Source organism: Cupriavidus basilensis (assembly GCF_000876015.1).
Classification (GTDB): Bacteria; Pseudomonadota; Gammaproteobacteria; order Burkholderiales; family Burkholderiaceae; genus Cupriavidus; species Cupriavidus basilensis_B.
In genome coordinates this window covers 171,494-188,951 of sequence record NZ_BBQM01000016.1, presented here as the reverse complement: position 1 = coordinate 188,951, position 17,458 = coordinate 171,494, and the positions used below count along the sequence as shown (strand labels likewise).

Annotated in this window: 13 protein-coding genes and 1 pseudogene; 3 read left to right on the top strand and 11 right to left on the bottom strand. The window is 71.5% G+C overall.

The features are described 5' to 3' along the window. Window positions 1–7: 7 nt before the first annotated feature. From KF708C_RS17110 to KF708C_RS17090, 5 genes are all read right to left on the bottom strand, one after another. Window positions 8–1,708: an ABC transporter substrate-binding protein gene (locus KF708C_RS17110; RefSeq protein WP_059412725.1), complete on the bottom strand. Its 1,701-nt coding sequence runs from the start codon at window positions 1,706–1,708 to the stop codon at window positions 8–10. Between the two features lie 118 nt (window positions 1,709–1,826). After that, the gene (locus KF708C_RS17105; RefSeq protein ID WP_059412724.1) at window positions 1,827–3,599 is read right to left on the bottom strand and encodes an ABC transporter ATP-binding protein; all 1,773 of its coding nucleotides are present in this window, start codon (window positions 3,597–3,599) and stop codon (window positions 1,827–1,829) included. A gap of 264 nt (window positions 3,600–3,863) precedes the next feature. Then, window positions 3,864–5,030, bottom strand: a complete 1,167-nt coding sequence (locus KF708C_RS34680; protein WP_082079621.1) for a CMD domain protein — start codon at window positions 5,028–5,030, stop codon at window positions 3,864–3,866. A gap of 44 nt (window positions 5,031–5,074) precedes the next feature. Further along, window positions 5,075–6,532 carry an FAD-dependent oxidoreductase gene (locus tag KF708C_RS17095; RefSeq protein ID WP_059412723.1) on the bottom strand — a complete coding sequence of 486 codons (1,458 nt, stop codon included), beginning with the start codon at window positions 6,530–6,532 and terminating at the stop codon, window positions 5,075–5,077. Beyond that, on the bottom strand, window positions 6,529–7,563 hold the full coding sequence (locus tag KF708C_RS17090) for a LysR family transcriptional regulator (RefSeq protein WP_059412722.1): 1,035 nt from the start codon (window positions 7,561–7,563) through the stop codon (window positions 6,529–6,531). The genes KF708C_RS17095 and KF708C_RS17090 overlap by 4 nt, the downstream gene beginning before the upstream one ends. 250 nt (window positions 7,564–7,813) lie before the next feature. On the opposite strand from KF708C_RS17090, the gene KF708C_RS17085 reads away from it, so the two are divergent. Continuing rightward, the gene (locus KF708C_RS17085; protein ID WP_231586531.1) at window positions 7,814–9,307 is read left to right on the top strand and encodes a glycine betaine ABC transporter substrate-binding protein; all 1,494 of its coding nucleotides are present in this window, start codon (window positions 7,814–7,816) and stop codon (window positions 9,305–9,307) included. On the opposite strand, the gene KF708C_RS17080 is transcribed toward KF708C_RS17085, so the two are convergent. Continuing rightward, entirely contained in the window at window positions 9,304–10,728 is a 1,425-nt protein-coding gene (locus KF708C_RS17080; protein WP_059412721.1) for an aminotransferase-like domain-containing protein, read from the bottom strand. The two genes, KF708C_RS17085 and KF708C_RS17080, sit on opposite strands and share 4 nt — an antisense overlap. 164 nt (window positions 10,729–10,892) lie before the next feature. Between KF708C_RS17080 and KF708C_RS17075 the strand changes: the two genes are divergently transcribed. Both KF708C_RS17075 and KF708C_RS17070 read left to right on the top strand, forming a co-directional pair. Next, window positions 10,893–12,260, top strand: a complete 1,368-nt coding sequence (locus KF708C_RS17075) for a cytochrome c (protein ID WP_082079620.1) — start codon at window positions 10,893–10,895, stop codon at window positions 12,258–12,260. A 67-nt stretch (window positions 12,261–12,327) separates the two neighbouring features. After that, the gene (locus KF708C_RS17070) at window positions 12,328–14,172 is read left to right on the top strand and encodes an NAD(P)/FAD-dependent oxidoreductase (RefSeq protein WP_059412720.1); all 1,845 of its coding nucleotides are present in this window, start codon (window positions 12,328–12,330) and stop codon (window positions 14,170–14,172) included. Between the two features lie 53 nt (window positions 14,173–14,225). On the opposite strand, the gene KF708C_RS17065 is transcribed toward KF708C_RS17070, so the two are convergent. The 5 genes and pseudogenes from KF708C_RS17065 to KF708C_RS34670 all read right to left on the bottom strand — a co-directional run bounded on the left by KF708C_RS17065 (window position 14,226) and on the right by KF708C_RS34670 (window position 17,454). Continuing rightward, window positions 14,226–15,416 carry an MFS transporter gene (locus tag KF708C_RS17065; protein ID WP_020205977.1) on the bottom strand — a complete coding sequence of 397 codons (1,191 nt, stop codon included), beginning with the start codon at window positions 15,414–15,416 and terminating at the stop codon, window positions 14,226–14,228. A 325-nt stretch (window positions 15,417–15,741) separates the two neighbouring features. Continuing rightward, window positions 15,742–16,206: an inner membrane protein YiaA gene (yiaA, locus tag KF708C_RS17060; RefSeq protein WP_059412719.1), complete on the bottom strand. Its 465-nt coding sequence runs from the start codon at window positions 16,204–16,206 to the stop codon at window positions 15,742–15,744. Between the two features lie 281 nt (window positions 16,207–16,487). Continuing rightward, on the bottom strand, window positions 16,488–16,754 hold the full coding sequence (locus KF708C_RS17055; RefSeq protein ID WP_059412718.1) for a PAAR domain-containing protein: 267 nt from the start codon (window positions 16,752–16,754) through the stop codon (window positions 16,488–16,490). Window positions 16,755–17,044: 290 nt separating this feature from the next. Then, window positions 17,045–17,194, bottom strand: a pseudogene (locus KF708C_RS37040) (RHS repeat-associated core domain-containing protein); the annotation flags it as partial. Next, on the bottom strand, window positions 17,194–17,454 hold the full coding sequence (locus KF708C_RS34670) for a hypothetical protein (protein WP_081075399.1): 261 nt from the start codon (window positions 17,452–17,454) through the stop codon (window positions 17,194–17,196). The gene KF708C_RS34670 and the pseudogene KF708C_RS37040, both read right to left, overlap by 1 nt. Between the last annotated feature and the right edge of the window lie 4 nt (window positions 17,455–17,458).

Below are 17,458 nucleotides of genomic sequence, written 5' to 3'. Positions count from 1 at the left end.
CTCGCGGTTACTTGGCGGCCAGCCAGACCCGGGCGAAATTGCTCTGGCTGTGGTCGAAGGTATCGGTGACGTTGCGCAGGCGCTTGTCCCACACGCCGAACCAGCGGAACTCGAACAGGTTGAGCAGCGCCAGGTCCTGCTGCGCCAGCTTCTGGAAGTCCTGGTAGAGCCGCACGCGGCGCGCCGGGTCCGGTTCCACCTGGGCCGCCTCGAGCAGGCGGTCCGCCTCCGGGCTGGCGTAGCCGGAGGCGTTCTGCCACGGCGTGCCCTTGGCCTCGGCCTTGGACCAGTAGTGCTGCTCCACGCCGATCTGCGGGTCCTGCCAGTTCAGGCCCCACGAGCTGACCAGCTGGAAGTTGTAGTCGGTGAACACGTTCTTGGTCCAGGTGGGCAGGTCCTGTCCGCGCAGGTTCACGTCGATGCCCACCGCGCGCAGCGACTGGCGGATGAACTCGCCGGTGCGGCGGTAGTCGTCGCCGAACGGGATGTAGTCGTGGTCGAGCTTGAAGCGCCAGCCGTCGGCCTTGCGCGGGAAGCCGGCTTCGTCGAGCAGGGCCTCGGCCTTCTTGCGGTCGTACGGGTATTGCTGGGTGTCGCGCGTGTAGAAGGTCTTGAGCAGCGACGACACCGGCCCGGTGGCGGGCACCGCGTAGCCGCCCCACACGGTCTTGACCAGCGTCTGGACGTTGATCGCGTGGAGGATGGCCTGGCGCACCTTGAGCTTGCCGATGATCGGGTCGCGCAGGTTGGGGATCAGCCACAGCCAGCCGGCGAAGCCGTTGTAGCCCTCGGTGCTGACCACCAGGTCGGGCGACTTGGCCAGGCGGTCGGCGTCGGCGAACGTCACCGGGTTGCGCTCGCCGTACTGCACCGCGCCGGTCTCCAGCGCGGTGGCGCGGCCGGCCACGTCGGGGATGATCTTGAAGGTGAGCTTGTCGAGGTAGGGCAGGCCCGGCGCCCAGTATTTGTCGAAGCGCTCCAGCGCGATGTGCTGGCCGCGCACCCACTCCTTGAACACGAACGGGCCGGTGCCGACCGGCTTGTTGTTGTACGGGTTGTTGGGGATGTCGGTGTTCTCGTACAGGTGGCGCGGCAGCACCGGCGCGGCCACCACGTCGAGCGCGTTGAGGATCACCGGGGTGGGCTTGGCCAGCGTGAGCACCACCGTGTAGTTGTCGGGCGTATCCACCTTGCGCAGGTGCTGGAACACGCGCCGCGCGGTCGGCGCGTACTTGGGCCAGATCTGCTCGGCGGAGAACTTGACGTCGGCCGCGGTGAAGGGCTTGCCGTCGTGCCACAGCGCGTTGCGGCGCAGCTTGATGCGCACGGTCAGGCCGTCGGGCGAGACGTCCACGCTCTCGGCCAGCTGCGGGCGCGGCTTGAGGTCGGGGCCGTAGTCGAGCAGGCCGTCGAAGATCTTGCTGACCACGGTGCGGCCCGGGGTCGAGGTATTGATGAAGAACGCCAGCGTGGGCGGCTCGGGGTGCACCACGGCATCAAGCGCGCCGCCGCGCTGCGCGCCTTGCTCGGTATTCGGCAGGGTCTTGTTGAGCGCCTGCGCCTCGGGCAGCAGGCCGCCGAACAGGCCGCCCGCCAGCAGCGCGCCGCCGGCGCCCAGCCACTGGCGGCGCTGCGGGCTCGGCAGATCGGCGGAAGCTGCGTCGGCAGCGGAGGTCGGAGCGGCGAAGGGATGGTCGGGTGCGGTCATGGGGCGTCTGTGTGGCCGGATGGCGAAGGTTGAGAGAGGCGAAGGAACGAAGACAGCAGGACGGAAGAACGAAGGCGGCGATCTCGCGGCGCGGCGGGTGGAGACGGACGGAGCGGCGTCAGCCGGCCAGCGCCAGCGGCGGCGCCGTGGCCTCGTCGCGGTCCGGCGGCGCGGTGCCCGGCACGGCGGCCAGCAGCGAGCGCGTGTACGGGTGGCGCGGGTTGTGCCAGAGCGACTCGGGCGTGCCGGTCTCGACGATGCGCCCGGCCTGCATCACGCACATGCGGTCGGCGATATAGCGCACCACCGACAGGTCGTGCGAGATGAACAGGTAGGTCAGGCCGTGCTCGGCCTTGAGGTCGGCCAGCAGGTTCAGGATCTGGGCCTGGACCGACACGTCCAGCGCCGACACCGGCTCGTCGCAGATCACCAGTTCCGGGCGCAGCACCAGCGCGCGCGCGATGGCGATGCGCTGGCGCTGCCCGCCCGAGAATTCGTGCGGATAGCGCCCGGCCGCGGCGCGGCCCAGGCCCACGTCGTCGAGGATGGCGGCGATGCGGCGCGCGCGCTCGGCGCGCTCGCGCACGCCGTGGATGGCCAGCGCGTGGCCGAGAATGTCTTCCACGCGCTGGCGCGGATTGAGCGAGCCGTAGGGATCCTGGAACACCATCTGCACGCGGCGGCGCCACGGCAGCAGCGCGGACGGCGCCAGCGCCAGCAGGTCCTGGCCGGCGAACAGCACGCGCCCGGCATCGGCCTGCGCGAGGCGCACGATGGCGCGCGACAGGCTGGACTTGCCGCAGCCAGATTCGCCCACCAGCCCGAGTGTCTCGCCGGCGGCGATGTCGAGCGACAGGCCGTCCACCGCGCGCACGCGCTGGTGGTCCGCGCCGGGGTAGGTCAGGGTCAGGTCCCGCACCGACAGCAGCGGCGCGGCGCCGGCGGCGGGGATGTGCGCCGCGGCGCGCGGCGCGGCGGGCGGCGTCACCAGCCGGAAGTCGCCATCGGCGCCGTCGGCGCCGGCGCGGATCTCGGCCAGCCGGTCGCGGCTGTAGTGCAGGCCGTTGGCGACGTGCAGCGAGGCGCCGAGCAGGCCGCGCGTGTAGGCATGGGCCGGCGCGGCGAACACGTCCGCGGTGGCGCCTTCCTCCAGCTTGCGCCCGCCGTGCATGACCGCCACGCGGTCGGCATAATCCGCCACCACGCCGAGGTCGTGCGTGATCAGCAGCACCGCCATGCCGAGCTCGCGGCGCAGGCCGTCGATCAGCGCCAGGATCTGCGCCTGGATGGTCACGTCGAGCGCGGTGGTGGGCTCGTCGGCGATCAGCAGGCGCGGCCCGCACGCCACCGCCATCGCGATCATGATGCGCTGGCGCTGCCCGCCGGAGAACTCGTGCGGATAGGCGTCGAAGCGGCGCGCGGGCTCGGGCAGGCGCACCAGTTCGAGCAGCTCGATGGCGCGCGCGCGCGCGGCGCGGCGCGACAGCGGCTGGTGCAGCGTGATGGCCTCGGCGACCTGCCGGCCCACGCTGAGCACCGGGTTCAGCGAGGTCATCGGCTCCTGGAAGATCATCGACACGCTGCGCCCGCGCTCGGCGCTCAGCGCGCGCTCGCCCAGGCCGATCAGCTCGCGGCCGTCCAGGCGCACGCTGCCGGTGCTGCGCGCATAGGCGGGCAGCAGGCCCATCAGCGCCAGCGCGGCGCTCGACTTGCCGCAGCCGGACTCGCCCACCAGCGCCAGCATCTCGCCGGCGGCGATCTGCAGGTCGAGCGCCTGCACGGCATGCTTGCCGGGAAAATGCACGTCGAGCCCGCGCACGGCAAGCAGCGGCGCGGTCAGGCTGGCGGCCTGGAGGGCCTCGGATCGGGGAGTCTGGACAGGGAAAACCATCCGTGCATTGCAGCATGGCACCCCGCGGTCTTCCCACGAATATTTGCGAAGATGCTTACTCGGATATGCGTTGGTGCCCGGCGGCGCGCCGTGCCAGCGCGGCGTGGCGGGACTGGCGGCGGGACTGGAGGGAGGCAGAGGACCCGCGGGTGCGCCGCGGCGCATGCCGGCGCCTGCTGGCCCGCGCACAGTTTGCGCGGGCACTGTTGGCCAGCGGGCAGCGCCGCGCGATACCGGCCCGCGCGCGGCGCGGGCCGGCCATCCTCATGCGGCCTGCTGCGCCGGGAACACCGGCTCGCCCAGGTTCAGCATCAGGCGGTTGGCCCACGCGAAGATGGCGATCGCGTGGATCAGGTCGAGCAGTTCGGCATCGTTCACGCCGGCCGCGCGCAGCGCGCGCAGGCTGCCCGGGCCGATCGCGTCGGGCCGCTCGGTGAGCGCGATCGAGAACTGCGCGATGGCCTGCTCGCGCGCGGTGGTGCCGGCGCCGCGCGGGTCGGCGAAGACCTGGACGATCACATCGTTGCGCCTGGCCAGTTGCTCGAAGCGCTGCGCGTGGACCGAGGCGCAGTACACACAGCCGTTGACGCGCGACACCACCGTGCTGGCCAGCTCGCGCTCGGCGCGCGCCATGCCGCCGGGCGCGTACATGATGGCGTTGAACGCGGCGGAGCGCTGGCGCAGGATCTCGGGCTGGTGCACCAGGAACAGGTAGTAGTCGGACACCTTGGCCTTGGGATGGCTTTCCTCCAGCACCGCGATCTGCTCGGGCGTGGCGTGGTCCAGTTGAACCACGTCGAGCCACGCTTTCCAGTCGAGCACTTCGTTGGTGAAGCCGTGGGACCGGATCGGCGCTTTGGTCAGCACCGTGTCGGCTACCTTGGCGGGAGCGGGCAGGGCGGGTTCCCCGCCCCCAGCCGGCGCGGCGGGCGCGTTCAGCGCTTTGAGGCCGGCCACCAGCCGCACCTGATAGGACAGGAAGGCGATCAGTTGCGCCAGCGTCACCACGTCCGGCGTGGACAGGCCCGCGGCCGGCAGCGTCCTGAGCGCCGCTTCGTCGCCGTCCACCGGCTTTTCGATCAGCGCGCGGGTGAAGTCCAGCATGGCGCGCAGGCGCGCGTCGGCCAGCGTGGCGGGGTCGCCGCGTTCGGCCACCTCGATCCGCGCGGTGTCGGCGCCCGCGGCCACCAGCCGCTGGCGGTAGTGCGCGGCCAGTTCGGGCGACGGCGCGAGGCGCGCGGCGTAGAGCGCCACCAGCAGGCGCTCGGCCAGCGGCAGGCCGGGCAGGGCGGGATCGAACAGGGCGTCGTAGCTGCCCTGGGTGGCCGCGGCCACCTTGTCGCGCTGGTGGCGCAGCGCATGCGTGGCGGAGCCGGGCACCAGGCCGGCTACCTGGTCGGCCACGTCGGCGTGGGGGTTGGCTTGGGTCATGGCTTGTCTTGCTCTCGGTACGGTTGACTCGGAAATCGGCGGGATCACGCGGATGGCGGCGGCGCGGGCACCCATTCGTCGCCGAACACCTCGGGCTCGGCATAGGCTTCGAGGTTGGCGAAGTGGGTCTCGATGTCTTCCTGGTAGAACAGCGCGGCGATGCCCTGGCCGAGCCGCCGGGCGCCGTCGCTGATGGCCGGGATGTCGCCGGACACGGTGCCGTGCGTGAGCGCCGCCGGGTAGTTGAAGCAGTGGATGCGCGACAGGCCCGGGCAGGCGCCCGGCGTGGCCTCCAGGAATTCGAAGGCGGGGCCGAGGTCCGGCGAGTCCGACAGTTCCTGGTCTTCCTGTCCCGCGCGCGGCGCGTAGCGGTCGCGCCAGTAGCGGATGTGCGGCGCGAACGCGGCGAACTCGGCGCGCGTGTCGAGCGCGATGCGAAAGCCCGTGGAGAACACCAGGAAGTCCAGCTCGAACGTGCCCCTGGTGGTGTGCACGCGCACGGCATCGCCGGCCGGCTCGACGCGCTCGATGGCGCAGCCGAGGTGGAAGCGCGCGTTCTCGTGGCGCGACACGCGCAGCGTGCTGCCGCGCGGCGGCGGCACCTGCTGCTCGTTGATGTAATGGCGGATGCGCCATTTCCAGGCGTCGGGCAGGCCGGCGTAGCCGTGCGTGAAGCCCGGGCTGCCGGCGCCCTTGCTCTTGTTGACGCGCGGGATGTCGGCGCGGCGGATCAGCAGGTCCACGCCGGCCGCGCCCGCTTCCAGCGCGGTGGCCGCGCTGTCCATCGCGGAGGCGCCGGCGCCGATCACGCCCACGCGCTTGCCGCGCAGCGTGCCGTAGTCGAAGGCGTCGCTCGAATGCGCCCACGCCGCGCGCGGCAGCGCCTGCGCGAACGGCGGCACGTAGGCGCCGCCGAGGCCGTCGCGGCCGGTGGCCAGCACCACGCGGCGCGCCAGCACGGTGCGCGCGCCGGCGGGCGTGCGCAGTTCCAGCGCCACCAGCCCGTCGGCGCGCGGCAGCACGCGCGTCACGTCGTGCCCGTTGCGGATGTCGAGGCCCAGCACGCGGCGGTACCAGCGCAGGTAGTCCATCCATTGCAGGCGCGGGATCTTGTCGAGCGCCTCCCACGCCGCCGCGCCGGACTGCGCTTCGAACCACGCGCGGAAGGTCAGCGCGGGCAGGCCGAGCGCGGGGCCGGTGAGCTGCTTGGGCGAGCGCAGCGTCTCCATGCGCGCGGTGGTGGCCCACGGGCCTTCGAAGCCCTCGGGAGAACGGTCGAAGATGCGCGCGCCGAGGCCGAGGTGCCCGAGCGTGGCGGCGGCGGCCATGCCGGCCATGCCGCCGCCGATCACGGCGACGTCCAGCACCGGCTGGCCCTCGTGCGTGCGCGGCGGGCTCCAGGGCCTGGCGGGCAGTTCCAGCCAGGCCAGGTCCTGGCGCAGGCGGGCTTCGAGCGCGGCCAGGCCTTCGGCGCCGGCGGCGGGGAGTGTGGTCAGGGTCATGATGGGTCGGTCTCTGTGTCGTCCGGCATGCCGGCGGCGCCGTAGAGCGCCTGCAGCAGCGCGCCGTGCTGCGCGGGGCCGCGCTGGGTGAAGTCGGGCAATAGCGCGCGCGCCGCGGCGGCCAGCGCGTCGATCAGCGCCAGCACCGCTGTGCTGGCGGGGCGGCCTTGCGGCGTGATCACGCCGAAATAGAACGGGATGTCGGCGTCGATGGGGCGCACCACGATGTCGGCCAGCGGCACGCCGCGCGCCGTCACCGGCTCCAGCACGGCGATGCCGAGGCCCGCGCGCACCGAGGTCAGCGCGTTGAACGACGAGTTGGTGTTGATCAGCGCGGCCGGCTTCACGCCCGCGCGGGCCAGGCCCTCGTCGAGGCGGCGGCGCAGCCGGTAGGGGTTGTGCATGGTGACGATGCGCCGGCCGCTGCACGCCGCCAGCGGGATGGTGGCGAGCGCGGCGAGCGGGTCGTCGGCGCGCACCGCGGCCACGCAGGCGGCCTGCCCGATCCAGTGCACGGTCACGCCGGGATGCTCCAGCGGCAGGCTGGTCACGCCGATCTCGGCGGCGCCGGTCAGCACCGCGTGCACCACCTTCTCGGGAAACAGGCTGTCGATATGGATCTGGCTGGACTGGCCGGCCACGCCGCGCTCGCTGCCCGCGCTGTCCTCGCGGTCGCGCGCATGGTCCGGCTGGCGCCCGGCCAGCGCCAGCGGCAGCAGCCCGGCCGCCAGCGCCGGGGTGGCGGCGATATGGAGCGGGCGGTGTTCGTCGCGCGCGATCTCGTCGGCGCGCGCGCGGATCTGCTTGAGGCCCACCAGCGCGTGCTCCACCTCCTCGTACAGCAGGAAGCCGCGTTCGGTCGGCGTCACGCGCGGGCCGCTGCGCACGAACAGCGCGAAGCCGATCTCCGCCTCCAGTTCCTGGATCAGCCGCGTGATGACGGGCTGCGAGCGGCCCAGCAGGCGGCCCGCGGCGGTGACGCTGCCGCTGGTGACGACTGCCGCGAAGGCTTCGAGTTGCCGGATTTCCATGCTGCGAGGCGGTGGGCGTGGCCTGCCGATGTATGCGATTATGGAATTCTCTGCCATCCAGTATTCTGATTGCAAATACTATTTTTGCATTCCATCATGCCACGCCGCATGGAACCGGCAGGCGCCGGGGCCAGCACGTATCATGCAAGGCACAGGCGCCAACCCCCGCGCGGCGCCGCTCAGGACAGTCCCGTTGACACAGGCACCACGCAGCGCCCGCGCAGGCCCATTCCATCCATCGCGCCCCTGGCTGGCGCTGGCCCTGTGCTGGGCGCTGGCGTGGCTGGCCGCGCCGGCGCAGGCCGACACCCTGCGCATCGGCTCCAAGCGCTTCACCGAGTCCTACATCCTCGGCGAGATCCTGACGCTGACCGCGGCTCCGCACGCCAGCGTGCAGAACACGCCGGGCCTGGGCAACACGGCCATCGTGTTCGAGGCGCTCAAGTCCGGCAGCATCGACCTCTACCCGGACTACACCGGCACCATCGCCGCCGAGATCCTCAAGCTGCCGCCCGGCGCCAGCCTGGAACAGATCAACCAGGCGCTGGCGCCGCTGGGGCTGGCCGCGGGCATCCGGCTCGGCTTCGACGACACCTACGCGCTGGCCATGAGCGCCGCCCGGGCGAGCCAGCTCCACATCGCCACGCTGGACGACCTGACCGCGCACCCGGCGCTGCACCTGGGGCTGTCGCAGGAATTCCTCGGGCGCGCCGACGGCTGGCCCGGGCTGGCGCGCAGCTACCATCTGCCGCAGCGCCCGACCGGGCTGGACCACGGCGTGGCCTACGAAGCGCTGGCCAGCGGGCAGGTCGACGTGATCGACATCTATTCCACCGACGCCAAGATCCGCAAATACGGCCTGCGCGTGCTGGCCGACGACCGCCATTACTTCCCCGGCTACGAAGCCGTGGTGCTCTACCGGCGCGACGTGCCGCGGCGCTTTCCCGCCGCGTGGCAGGCGCTGGCCGGGCTGGCCGGCAGGATCAGCACGGCGGACATGGTGGCGATGAACGCGGCCGCCGAGCTGGATGGCGATTCGTTCGCCACGGTGGCGCGCAATTTCCTCGCGCGCGGCATCGGCGGGGTGGTGTCGGCGGAGCGGGGCGCGCGCGCCGGGCTGGCCGGCATCCTGTTCAGCCGCGACACGCTGCGCCTGACCTGGCGCCACCTGGGGCTGGTGCTGGGCGCGGTCGGCGCGGCCACCCTGCTGGGCGTGCCGGCGGGCATCCTGGCCGCGCGGCGGCGGCGCCTGGGACCGGTGCTGCTGGCCACGGTAAGCGTGCTGCAGACGGTGCCGTCGCTGGCGCTGCTGGCGATGCTGATCCCGCTGCTGGGGCGCATCGGCGTGTGGCCGGCGCTGGTGGCGCTGTTCCTCTACGCGCTGCTGCCCATCGTCGGCAACACGCTGACCGGCCTGCGGCAGGTGCCGGCCGGCATGCGCGACGCGGCGCGCGCGCTGGGTTTCCGGCCCGCGCAGGTGCTGCGCCTGGTCGAGCTGCCGCTGGCCATGCCGGTGCTGCTGGCCGGCATCAAGACCGCCACCATCATCAGCGTGGGCACCGCCACCATCGCCGCCTTCGTCGGCGCGGGCGGCTACGGCGAGCGCATCGTCATGGGGCTGGCCCTGAACGACGACCGCCTGCTGATGGGCGGCGCGATCCCCGCCGCCGCGCTGGCGCTGGTGGCGCAGGGCGGCTTCGCGCTGGCCGAGCACTACCTCGGGCGGCACGGCCGCGCCGGCTAGCGCGACAACTGCGCCTTGGCCAGCGCGCCGAGCGTCACCACCGCGTTTTCCACGGCCTCGCTCCACAGGTGGCCATAGTTCAGGCGGATGCAGTTGCGGTAGCCCTGCCGCGCGGAGAAGATCGGCCCGGGCGCGATGCCGATGCCGTGCTCCAGCGCCGCGCGGTGCAGCGCCAGCGCGTCGAAGCCCTCGGGAAACTCCACCCATAGGAAATAACCGCCGTCCGGCTGCGAGACCCGCACCGAGTCCGGGAAATGCCGGCCGATGGCCGCGATCAGCTGCCCCTGCTGCATCTCCAGCACATGGCGCAGGCGCCGCAGGTGCTTGTCGTAGCCGCCGTGCTGCAGGTATTCGGCCAGCGCCACCTGGGTCGGCACGCCGGCCGACAGCGTGGTCATCAGGCGCAGCCGCTGGATGGCGTCGCCGAAGCGGCCCGGCGCCACCCAGCCCACGCGGAAGCCCGGCGCCAGCGTCTTGGAAAACGAGCTGCAATGCATCACCAGCCCTTCCTGGTCGAAGGCCTTGGCGGGCAGGGGGCAGCGGTTGCCGAAATACAGCTCGCCATACACGTCGTCCTCGATCAGCGGCACGCGGTGGCGCGCCAGCAGCTCCACCAGCGCCTGCTTGCGCGCCTCCGGCATGCTGGCGCCGAGCGGGTTCTGGAACTGCGTCATGAACCAGCAGGCCTTGATCGGGTGGCGTTCGAGCGCGCTTTCCAGCGCGTCGAGGTCGATGCCCTCGCGCGAATCCACCGGGATCTCCACCGCGCGCAGGCGCAGGCGCTCGAGCGCCTGCAGCGAGGCGTAGAAGCCCGGCGACTCGATCGCCACCACGTCGCCGGGCTCGGTCACGGCCATCAGGCACAGGTTGAGCGCCTCCAGCGCGCCGCTGGTGACGATGATCTCTTCGGTGGGCTGCGGCGCGCCCGCGCCGAGGTAGCGCAGCCCGATCTGCTGGCGCAGCGCGAGGTGCCCGGCCGCCATGTCGCTGACCGAATACCACGGATCGAGCTCGCGGCCCGCGCGCGCCAGCGACTTGCCCAGCCGCTCCCACGGGAACAGCTCTGGCGAAGGGAAGGCCGAGCCGAGCTGGATCAGCCCCGGGTCGCGCGCGGCGTCCAGCACCGAGAAGACCAGCTTGGAGATGTCGACGTCGGTGGAGACCTGCTGGGTGCGCCGCACCACCGGCTGGGGCAGCGGCAGCGTGCGCCCGACCGGCCCGGTCACGTAGTAGCCCGAGCGCTCGCGCGCGCGCACCAGCCCGCGCTCCTCCAGCCGGTAGTAGGCCTGGAACGCGGTGGCGGGACTCACGCTGTACTGCGCCACGGTCTTGCGGATGGACGGCATCTTGGTGCCGGGCGGCAGGCTGCCGTTGCGGATGTCCCTGGCCAGCGTTTCCGCCAGTTCTTCGTAGCGTTTCATGGGCGGGCGGGCCGGGCGCGCGGACCGGCAATCGAACTGATACGCAAAATTATCGCCGATCTGATGCTGTTATTGCTTGCCGGCTGCGGCGATAATCGCTACTGGCCCGCAGAGGCTTGGCTTCCGCTCCTCCCCGGCGGCACCGACAACAAGAAAACGACGACATGAGCGACGACCTGAGCCTATCCCCCGGGCGGCCTGCCGCTGCCGATGGTTTTGCCCGCCGCTGGTCCGGCTGCCTGCGCCGTGCTCTCGGCGCCATCCTGCTGCTGGCCGGCGGCGCCGGGCTGGCGCCGCCGGCCGCGGCCCAGCCCGCCGCCGCCGATGCCGTGCGCGTCGAGCGCGGCCGCTATCTCGCCAAGGTCGCCAACTGCGCGGCCTGCCACACCGCCCCCGGCGGCGCGCCGTTCGCGGGCGGCCTGCCGCTGCGCACTGGCGTGGGCACGGTCTATTCCACCAACATCACGCCCGACGCCGAGACCGGCATCGGCGGCTACAGCTTCGCGGAGTTCGACCGCGCGCTGCGCGAGGGCGTGGCGAAGCACGGCAAGCGGCTGTATCCGGCCATGCCTTACCCGTCCTACGCCAGGCTGGCCGAGCCGGACGTGCAGGCGCTCTACGCCTACCTGCGCGCCGAGGTGAAGCCGGTGCGCCGGGCCGCCGCCGCGCCCGAGATGCGCTGGCCGTTCGGCATGCGCTGGCTGCTGCGCGTGTGGAACTGGCTGTTCCTGGACAGCGGCCCGGCCGAGGCCGGCGCCGGCCAGAGCGCCGAATGGCGGCGCGGCGCCTACCTGGTGCAGGCCGTGGCCCACTGCGGCGCCTGCCACACGCCGCGCGGCACGCTGCTGGCCGAGCGCGGACTGGACGAGCGCAGCCGGCACTTCCTGGCCGGCGCCAGCGTGGACGGCTGGGCCTCCACCAGCCTGCGCGGCGACCCGCGCACCGGGCTGGGCGGCTGGTCGCGCGAGGACATCGCCGAATACCTGCACACCGGCCGCAACGCGCATGCCACCTCGTTCGGGCCGATGTCCGAGGTGATCGCCTCGTCCACGCAGTTCATGACCCGCCCGGACCTGGAGGCGGTCGCCACCTACCTCAAGTCCATTCCCGGCGCGCGCGGCGAGACGCCATACCGCTATGACGCCGCCACCGCCGAGCGGCTGGCCCAGGGCCGCTTCGACGCGACCGGCGCGCGCCAGTACGCGGAGTTCTGCATGCCGTGCCACGGCGCCGGCGGCAAGGGCTTCGCGCGGGTCTTCCCGCCGCTGGCGGGCAATCCGACCGTGATGGACCCGGACCCGTCCGCGCTGGCCAGCCTGCTGCTCGACGGCGCCGTCACGGCCCAGGTCGGCACCGCCGCCACCGACTATCACATGCCCGGCTACGGCTGGACCCTGGACAACCAGGAACTGGCCAACGTGCTGACCTTCATCCGCGCCGGCTGGGGCAACGACGCCAGCCCGGTCGGCGAGGCCGCCGTGGCCGCGCGCCGCGCCGAGCTCGACCGCCGCCGTCAGGCGGCCGGGCGCTGAGCCGCGCGGGCAGGGACACGCAGGGACCGGGCAAAGACAAGCAGCGACAAGCGAAGGCCACACCGACATGACCATCACGCGCAGGGATTTCCTCAACGGCGCCGCGCTCACCATCGCCGCCGGCCTCGCGCCGGGCCAGCTGCTGCGGGCCGCCGAGCGCGGCGCGGCGGTGTATCCGCCGGCGCTCACCGGGCTGCGCGGCAACCACGCCGGCACCTACACGCTGGCGCACAGCCTGGCGCGCGAAGGCGCCAGATACCCCGGCGTGCTCGCGCGCGAAGCGTTCGACCTCGTGGTGGTCGGCGGCGGCATCAGCGGGTTGGCGGCGGCGTGGTTCTACCAGCGCCGCTTCGGCGCCGGCAAGCGCATCCTGATCCTCGACAACCACGACGATTTCGGCGGCCACGCCAAGCGCAACGAATTCACCGTGCGCGGGCAGAAACTCGTCACCTACGGCGGCAGCGCCGACATGCCCGCGGCTGCGCTCGACAGCCGCGCGGTGGCCACGCTGCTGGCCGGGCTGGGCGTGGAGACCAAGCGCCCGCCGGCCGCGCCCGATCCCTACCGCGACCTCGGCATGGGCCGCGCGGTGTTCTTCGACGCCGAGCATTTCGGCCGCGACCAGCTGCTGGCCGGCGACCCGTTCGCCGATCTGACCGACGCGCGCAACGCCGGCAATACAGGCGCGGCGCCGCCGTCGACCGACGCCTTCAAGGCCTTCCTCGACAAGACGCCGCTGCCGCCGCAGGACCGCGCCGCGCTGGCGCGCCTGGCCGACGGCGGCACCGACTACCTCGCGGGCCTGGGCGAGGCCGAGCGGCTGGCCTACCTCAAGCGCACGCCGTATGCCGCCTTCCTGCGCGACAAGGCCGGCCTGGGGCTGGCCGGCCAGCGCTTCTTCCGCAGCCGCGGCAACGATGCCTACGCGCTCGACGCGGACGGCGTCTCCGTGTTCGACGCGCTCGCCATCGGCCTGCCGGGCGGCGCGAACATGCCGCGGCTGGGCCGCGACGCGCGCCTGGGCAAGTCGCCGGCTTCCACGCTGTGGTTTCCCGACGGCAACGCCACGCTGGCGCGCCTGCTGGTGCGCAGCCTGATTCCCGGCGTGGCCGGGGGCGCGGGCGCCGATGCCATCGGCGGCGCGGCCTTCGACTACAGCCGGCTCGATACCGACGACGCCAAGGTCAAGCTGCGCCTGAACAGCACCGCCATCGCCATCGAGCCCGACCAGCGCATCACGCGCGTGACCTACGGCTGGAGCGGCAACCTGCACCGCGTGGAAGCTGCGCACGTGGTGCTGGCGGGCTACAACATGATGATCCCGTTCATCATGCCCGGCCTGCCCGAGCCGCAGAAGCAGGCCCTGCGCGCCGACGTCAAGGCGCCGGTGGTCTACAGCAAGGTGGCGCTCGACAACTGGCGGGCCTTCGCCGCGCTCAAGGCCCGCCGCATCCACGCGCCGGCGATGGCCTACACCGACCTGTGGCTGGAAACCCCGGCCGGCGCGCGGCCATCCGACCCGGTGGTGCTGCACATGCTCTACGTGCCGACCGTGCCCGACAGCGGCATGTCCGCGCGCGACCGTTTCCGCGCCGGCCGCGCCTTCCTGCTCGGCACGCCGTTCGCCACGCTCGAAGCCGGCATCCGCGGCCAGCTCGACCGCATGCTGGCCGGCGGCGGCTTTGCCTCCGGCGACGTGATCCGCGGCATCACCGTCAACCGCTGGGCGCACGGCTACAGCTACCTGCCCAACAGCCTCTACGACGACGCGGCCGCGGCGCAGGCCGCGCTGGAACGGGCACGCGCGCCGGCGGGCAACGTGGTCATCGCCAATTGCGACAGCGCCGGCAGCCCGTCGCTGACGGCGGCGATCGAGCAGGCGTCGCGCGCGGTGGGCGAGCTGCCCGGCTAGGCGCGGCGGCCCGCGCGGTATCGCACCGGGCCGCGGGAAGTAGGGAGCCGCCGTCAGGCGCGCTGGCGCGCGCGCGCGGCCTGGACCAGCACGAGCAGGAGGCTGGCCGCGGCCAGCAGCGCGCCGACCACCGGCACGGCCTGGTAGCCGAAGCCGGACGAAATGGCGGCGCCGCCCGCGGCCGCGCCGAGCGCGTTGCCGAGGTTGAACGCGCCCACGTTGACCGAGGACGCCAGGCCCGGCGCCTCGGCCGCAGCGCGCATCACGCGCATCTGCAGCGGCGGCACGATGGCGAAGGTGGCGGTGCCCCATACCAGCAGGCCGGCGGCCACGCCCAGGTGCGTGGTGGCCAGCCACGGGAACACCAGCATGACCGCGCTCAGCAGGACCAGGAAGCCGATCAGGCTGCCTTCGAGCGAACGGTCGGCCAGGCGCCCGCCGGCCACGTTGCCGATCGAGAAGCCGATGCCGATCAGCATCAGCATCGCGGTGACGAAGCCGGGCGAGGCGCCGGTGATTTCCACCAGCGTCGGCGCGATATAGGTATAGAGCGTGAACATGGCGCCGGCGCCGAGCACGGTGGTGGCCATCGCGGCCAGCACCACGGGCCGCGTCAGCACGGCCAACTCGCCGCGCAGGTCGGGCGCCCGGCCGGCCTGGCCGCGCGGCAGCGCCGACCACAGCCCGATCATGGCGACGACGCCGAGCCCGGCGGTGGCCGCGAACGACATGCGCCAGCCGAGCACCTGCCCGAGCCAGGTCGCGGCCGGCACGCCGCCCACGTTGGCGATGGTCAGGCCCATGAACATGGTGGCCACGGCGCTGGCCTGCCGGTGGCGCGGCACCAGGCTGGCCGCGACGACCGAGCCCACGCCGAAGAACGCGCCGTGGTTCAGGCTCGTGACCAGCCGCGCGAGTAGCAGCGCCGTGTAGTTCGGCGCCAGCGCGGACAGCAGGTTGCCCACCGTGAAGATGCTCATCAGCGCGATCAGCGCCGAGCGCCGGGGCCAGCGCGACAGGAGCAGCGTCATCACCGGCGCGCCGAGCATGACGCCGATGGCGTAGGCGCTGATCAGCATGCCGGCGGTCGGGATCGACACGTGGACGCCGTCCGCGATCACGGGCAGCAGGCCCATCGGCGCGAACTCGGTGGTGCCGATGCTGAAGGCGCCGGCCGCGAGCGCGAGCAGCGGCAGGGCGGAACGGGGCGCGGCCTCGACGGCGGGGGCGCTGGACGCGGTCATGAAATTCTCCTCGGTTGGGGGCGGATGCGGGGCCATGCCGCGCGGCAGGCGCTCGCCGCGCGTGCTTCGGCGAGCAAAGCGATGAGGCGAAGTCTGCCTGGCCCGCTTCGATTGAAAAACAGGAGTATCGGTGAAAATCTTTTGATTTTCAGTCAACAGTCGGGGTGTGGCGGGCCGCGGCGGCATGCGTGTCCGGCTGGCGGCAGAGGCGAGAAGCGGGGTTTCCTGGCGGGCGCCAAGCATGCACGAGGAGGGTGGGCTGGGGCGAGGATAGCAGGCTGGCCGTGGCGTGTGCCCCGGCGGCACCGCCACGCCGGGCGGGAGATCAGTCGTCCTGCCGTGCGGGCGCGCCGTCGTCGCGGGCGGGCGCGAGCGGCGCGTCGGCCGCCTGGGGCCGGGCGGCATGGAGGTCGCGCGTATTCTTCTGCACGGCGATGGCGCCGAACAGGGCCAGCGCGAACGACATGCCGTAGAACCCCTTCTCGCTGAGGGCGAGGGTCGCGTTGAACAAGCCCACGCCGAGCAGCAGCACCGCCAGCAATACCGACACCCAGCACAATCCGTAGTAGATGCCGGTGACCGGGATGCCTTCGAGCCGGTCCCGCACGCTTTTCTGCACGGATACCGCGGCGAACAGGCCGTAGACGAGGACGGTGAAGTAATAGCCGCGCTCGTTCAGTTGCATGTCGGCATTGAACAGCCCCACCAGGAAAGCGATGAAGCCGGCGAGCAGGGCGGCCCACGAGGTGGCGACGAAAGCGAAAGACGGTTGCGGCGTGTGTTGATTCATATTGTCTGCGCGTTGAGTGGTCGGCTGAAAGAAGAACAGAGCCGGATAATCCGGCGCCAGCCGCAAGCGTAGTGAAAAAACCGCCGAGATTACTGTTTCTGACACAAAAGATGAATTTTCCGATGCCGCTCGCTCCGGCACCGGTCACCGGATGCTTGGGGTACGCAGTTTCGAAGATTGCGCGCACATGGGCAGTATTGAACCCGTCAACGCCGCGACAGCAAGGTATCGACTGGCGGCAACAGGCACCCGGGACGGTGTCGCCACAGGCTCAGCCCAAGTTATTGGTGAATGGTAGCGTGCGTGTCCAGCGCAATCAGCATGCAACCGCACGCGGTACGGTGTCCGTGCAGCGCAATCGGCCTGCCGTTGTCGGTCAGCATGTCCGAGCCTTCGATGATCGGATTGACGCCGTGGCCCGGCAGCGGGCACGACACCAGGTCGCCTTTGCGGGCGGCTTTGCGGTCCATGACGATCATCGTGTCGGAACCGGTGAGAATGACGCCACCGTGGGTTGTGGGGTCGCCTGCGTAAGCAATGGAAGTCATGGTGTTTCGCCTTTCGATGTGCTGGTTGTTTCAACTGCGGCGGCAGATTCCTAATGCAGCGGCACTGCCGTCCAGGCCGGCTTCCAGATCAACACACCGCCCGCCCGTTTCATACCCCGCCGTCGACGGCGTGCAGACAGGACAGCACTCCGCCACTGGAGCAGGAGATACGGTGCCATCTCGTGCCGCATCACCGGAGACACGCCGGCGATAGTGAGCGGGCGAATGACCGGGAAGTGTTCCTCGATATCTCGCCTTGCTGTATCGAAGTCTGAAGTGTTGGACACAGCAGCTAATCCGAGCGGATCAATCCACCCCGTCGTGTTCGGCGCGTACTGGTAGACGTTGATGCCACCAGCCAACCCGATCGGGTCCTTCGAGATAAAGCACCCACTGCCCGGATCATAATACCGATACCGGTTGTAATGCAGCCCCGTTTCTACTTACGCATCAACATTTCCCTGAGCCGCCTAATCTCAGCAACCAACAGCGGTATATCTTGTCTAGCATGCGCAATAAAATCTTGATCCGCGATGGTGGCGCCACTTAGCTCGATATCTTCACTGCGAGCATCTTCCGGACCAGTCATGATGAAATTTGAACCGCTTTCATGGTCTCTTCCCTCAACATAAGATACCCACGGCCCAGGCGTGGCCGCCTTACAGCGAGCCTCAATTTCATTCAGTTTTTCCTCGTTCATATTC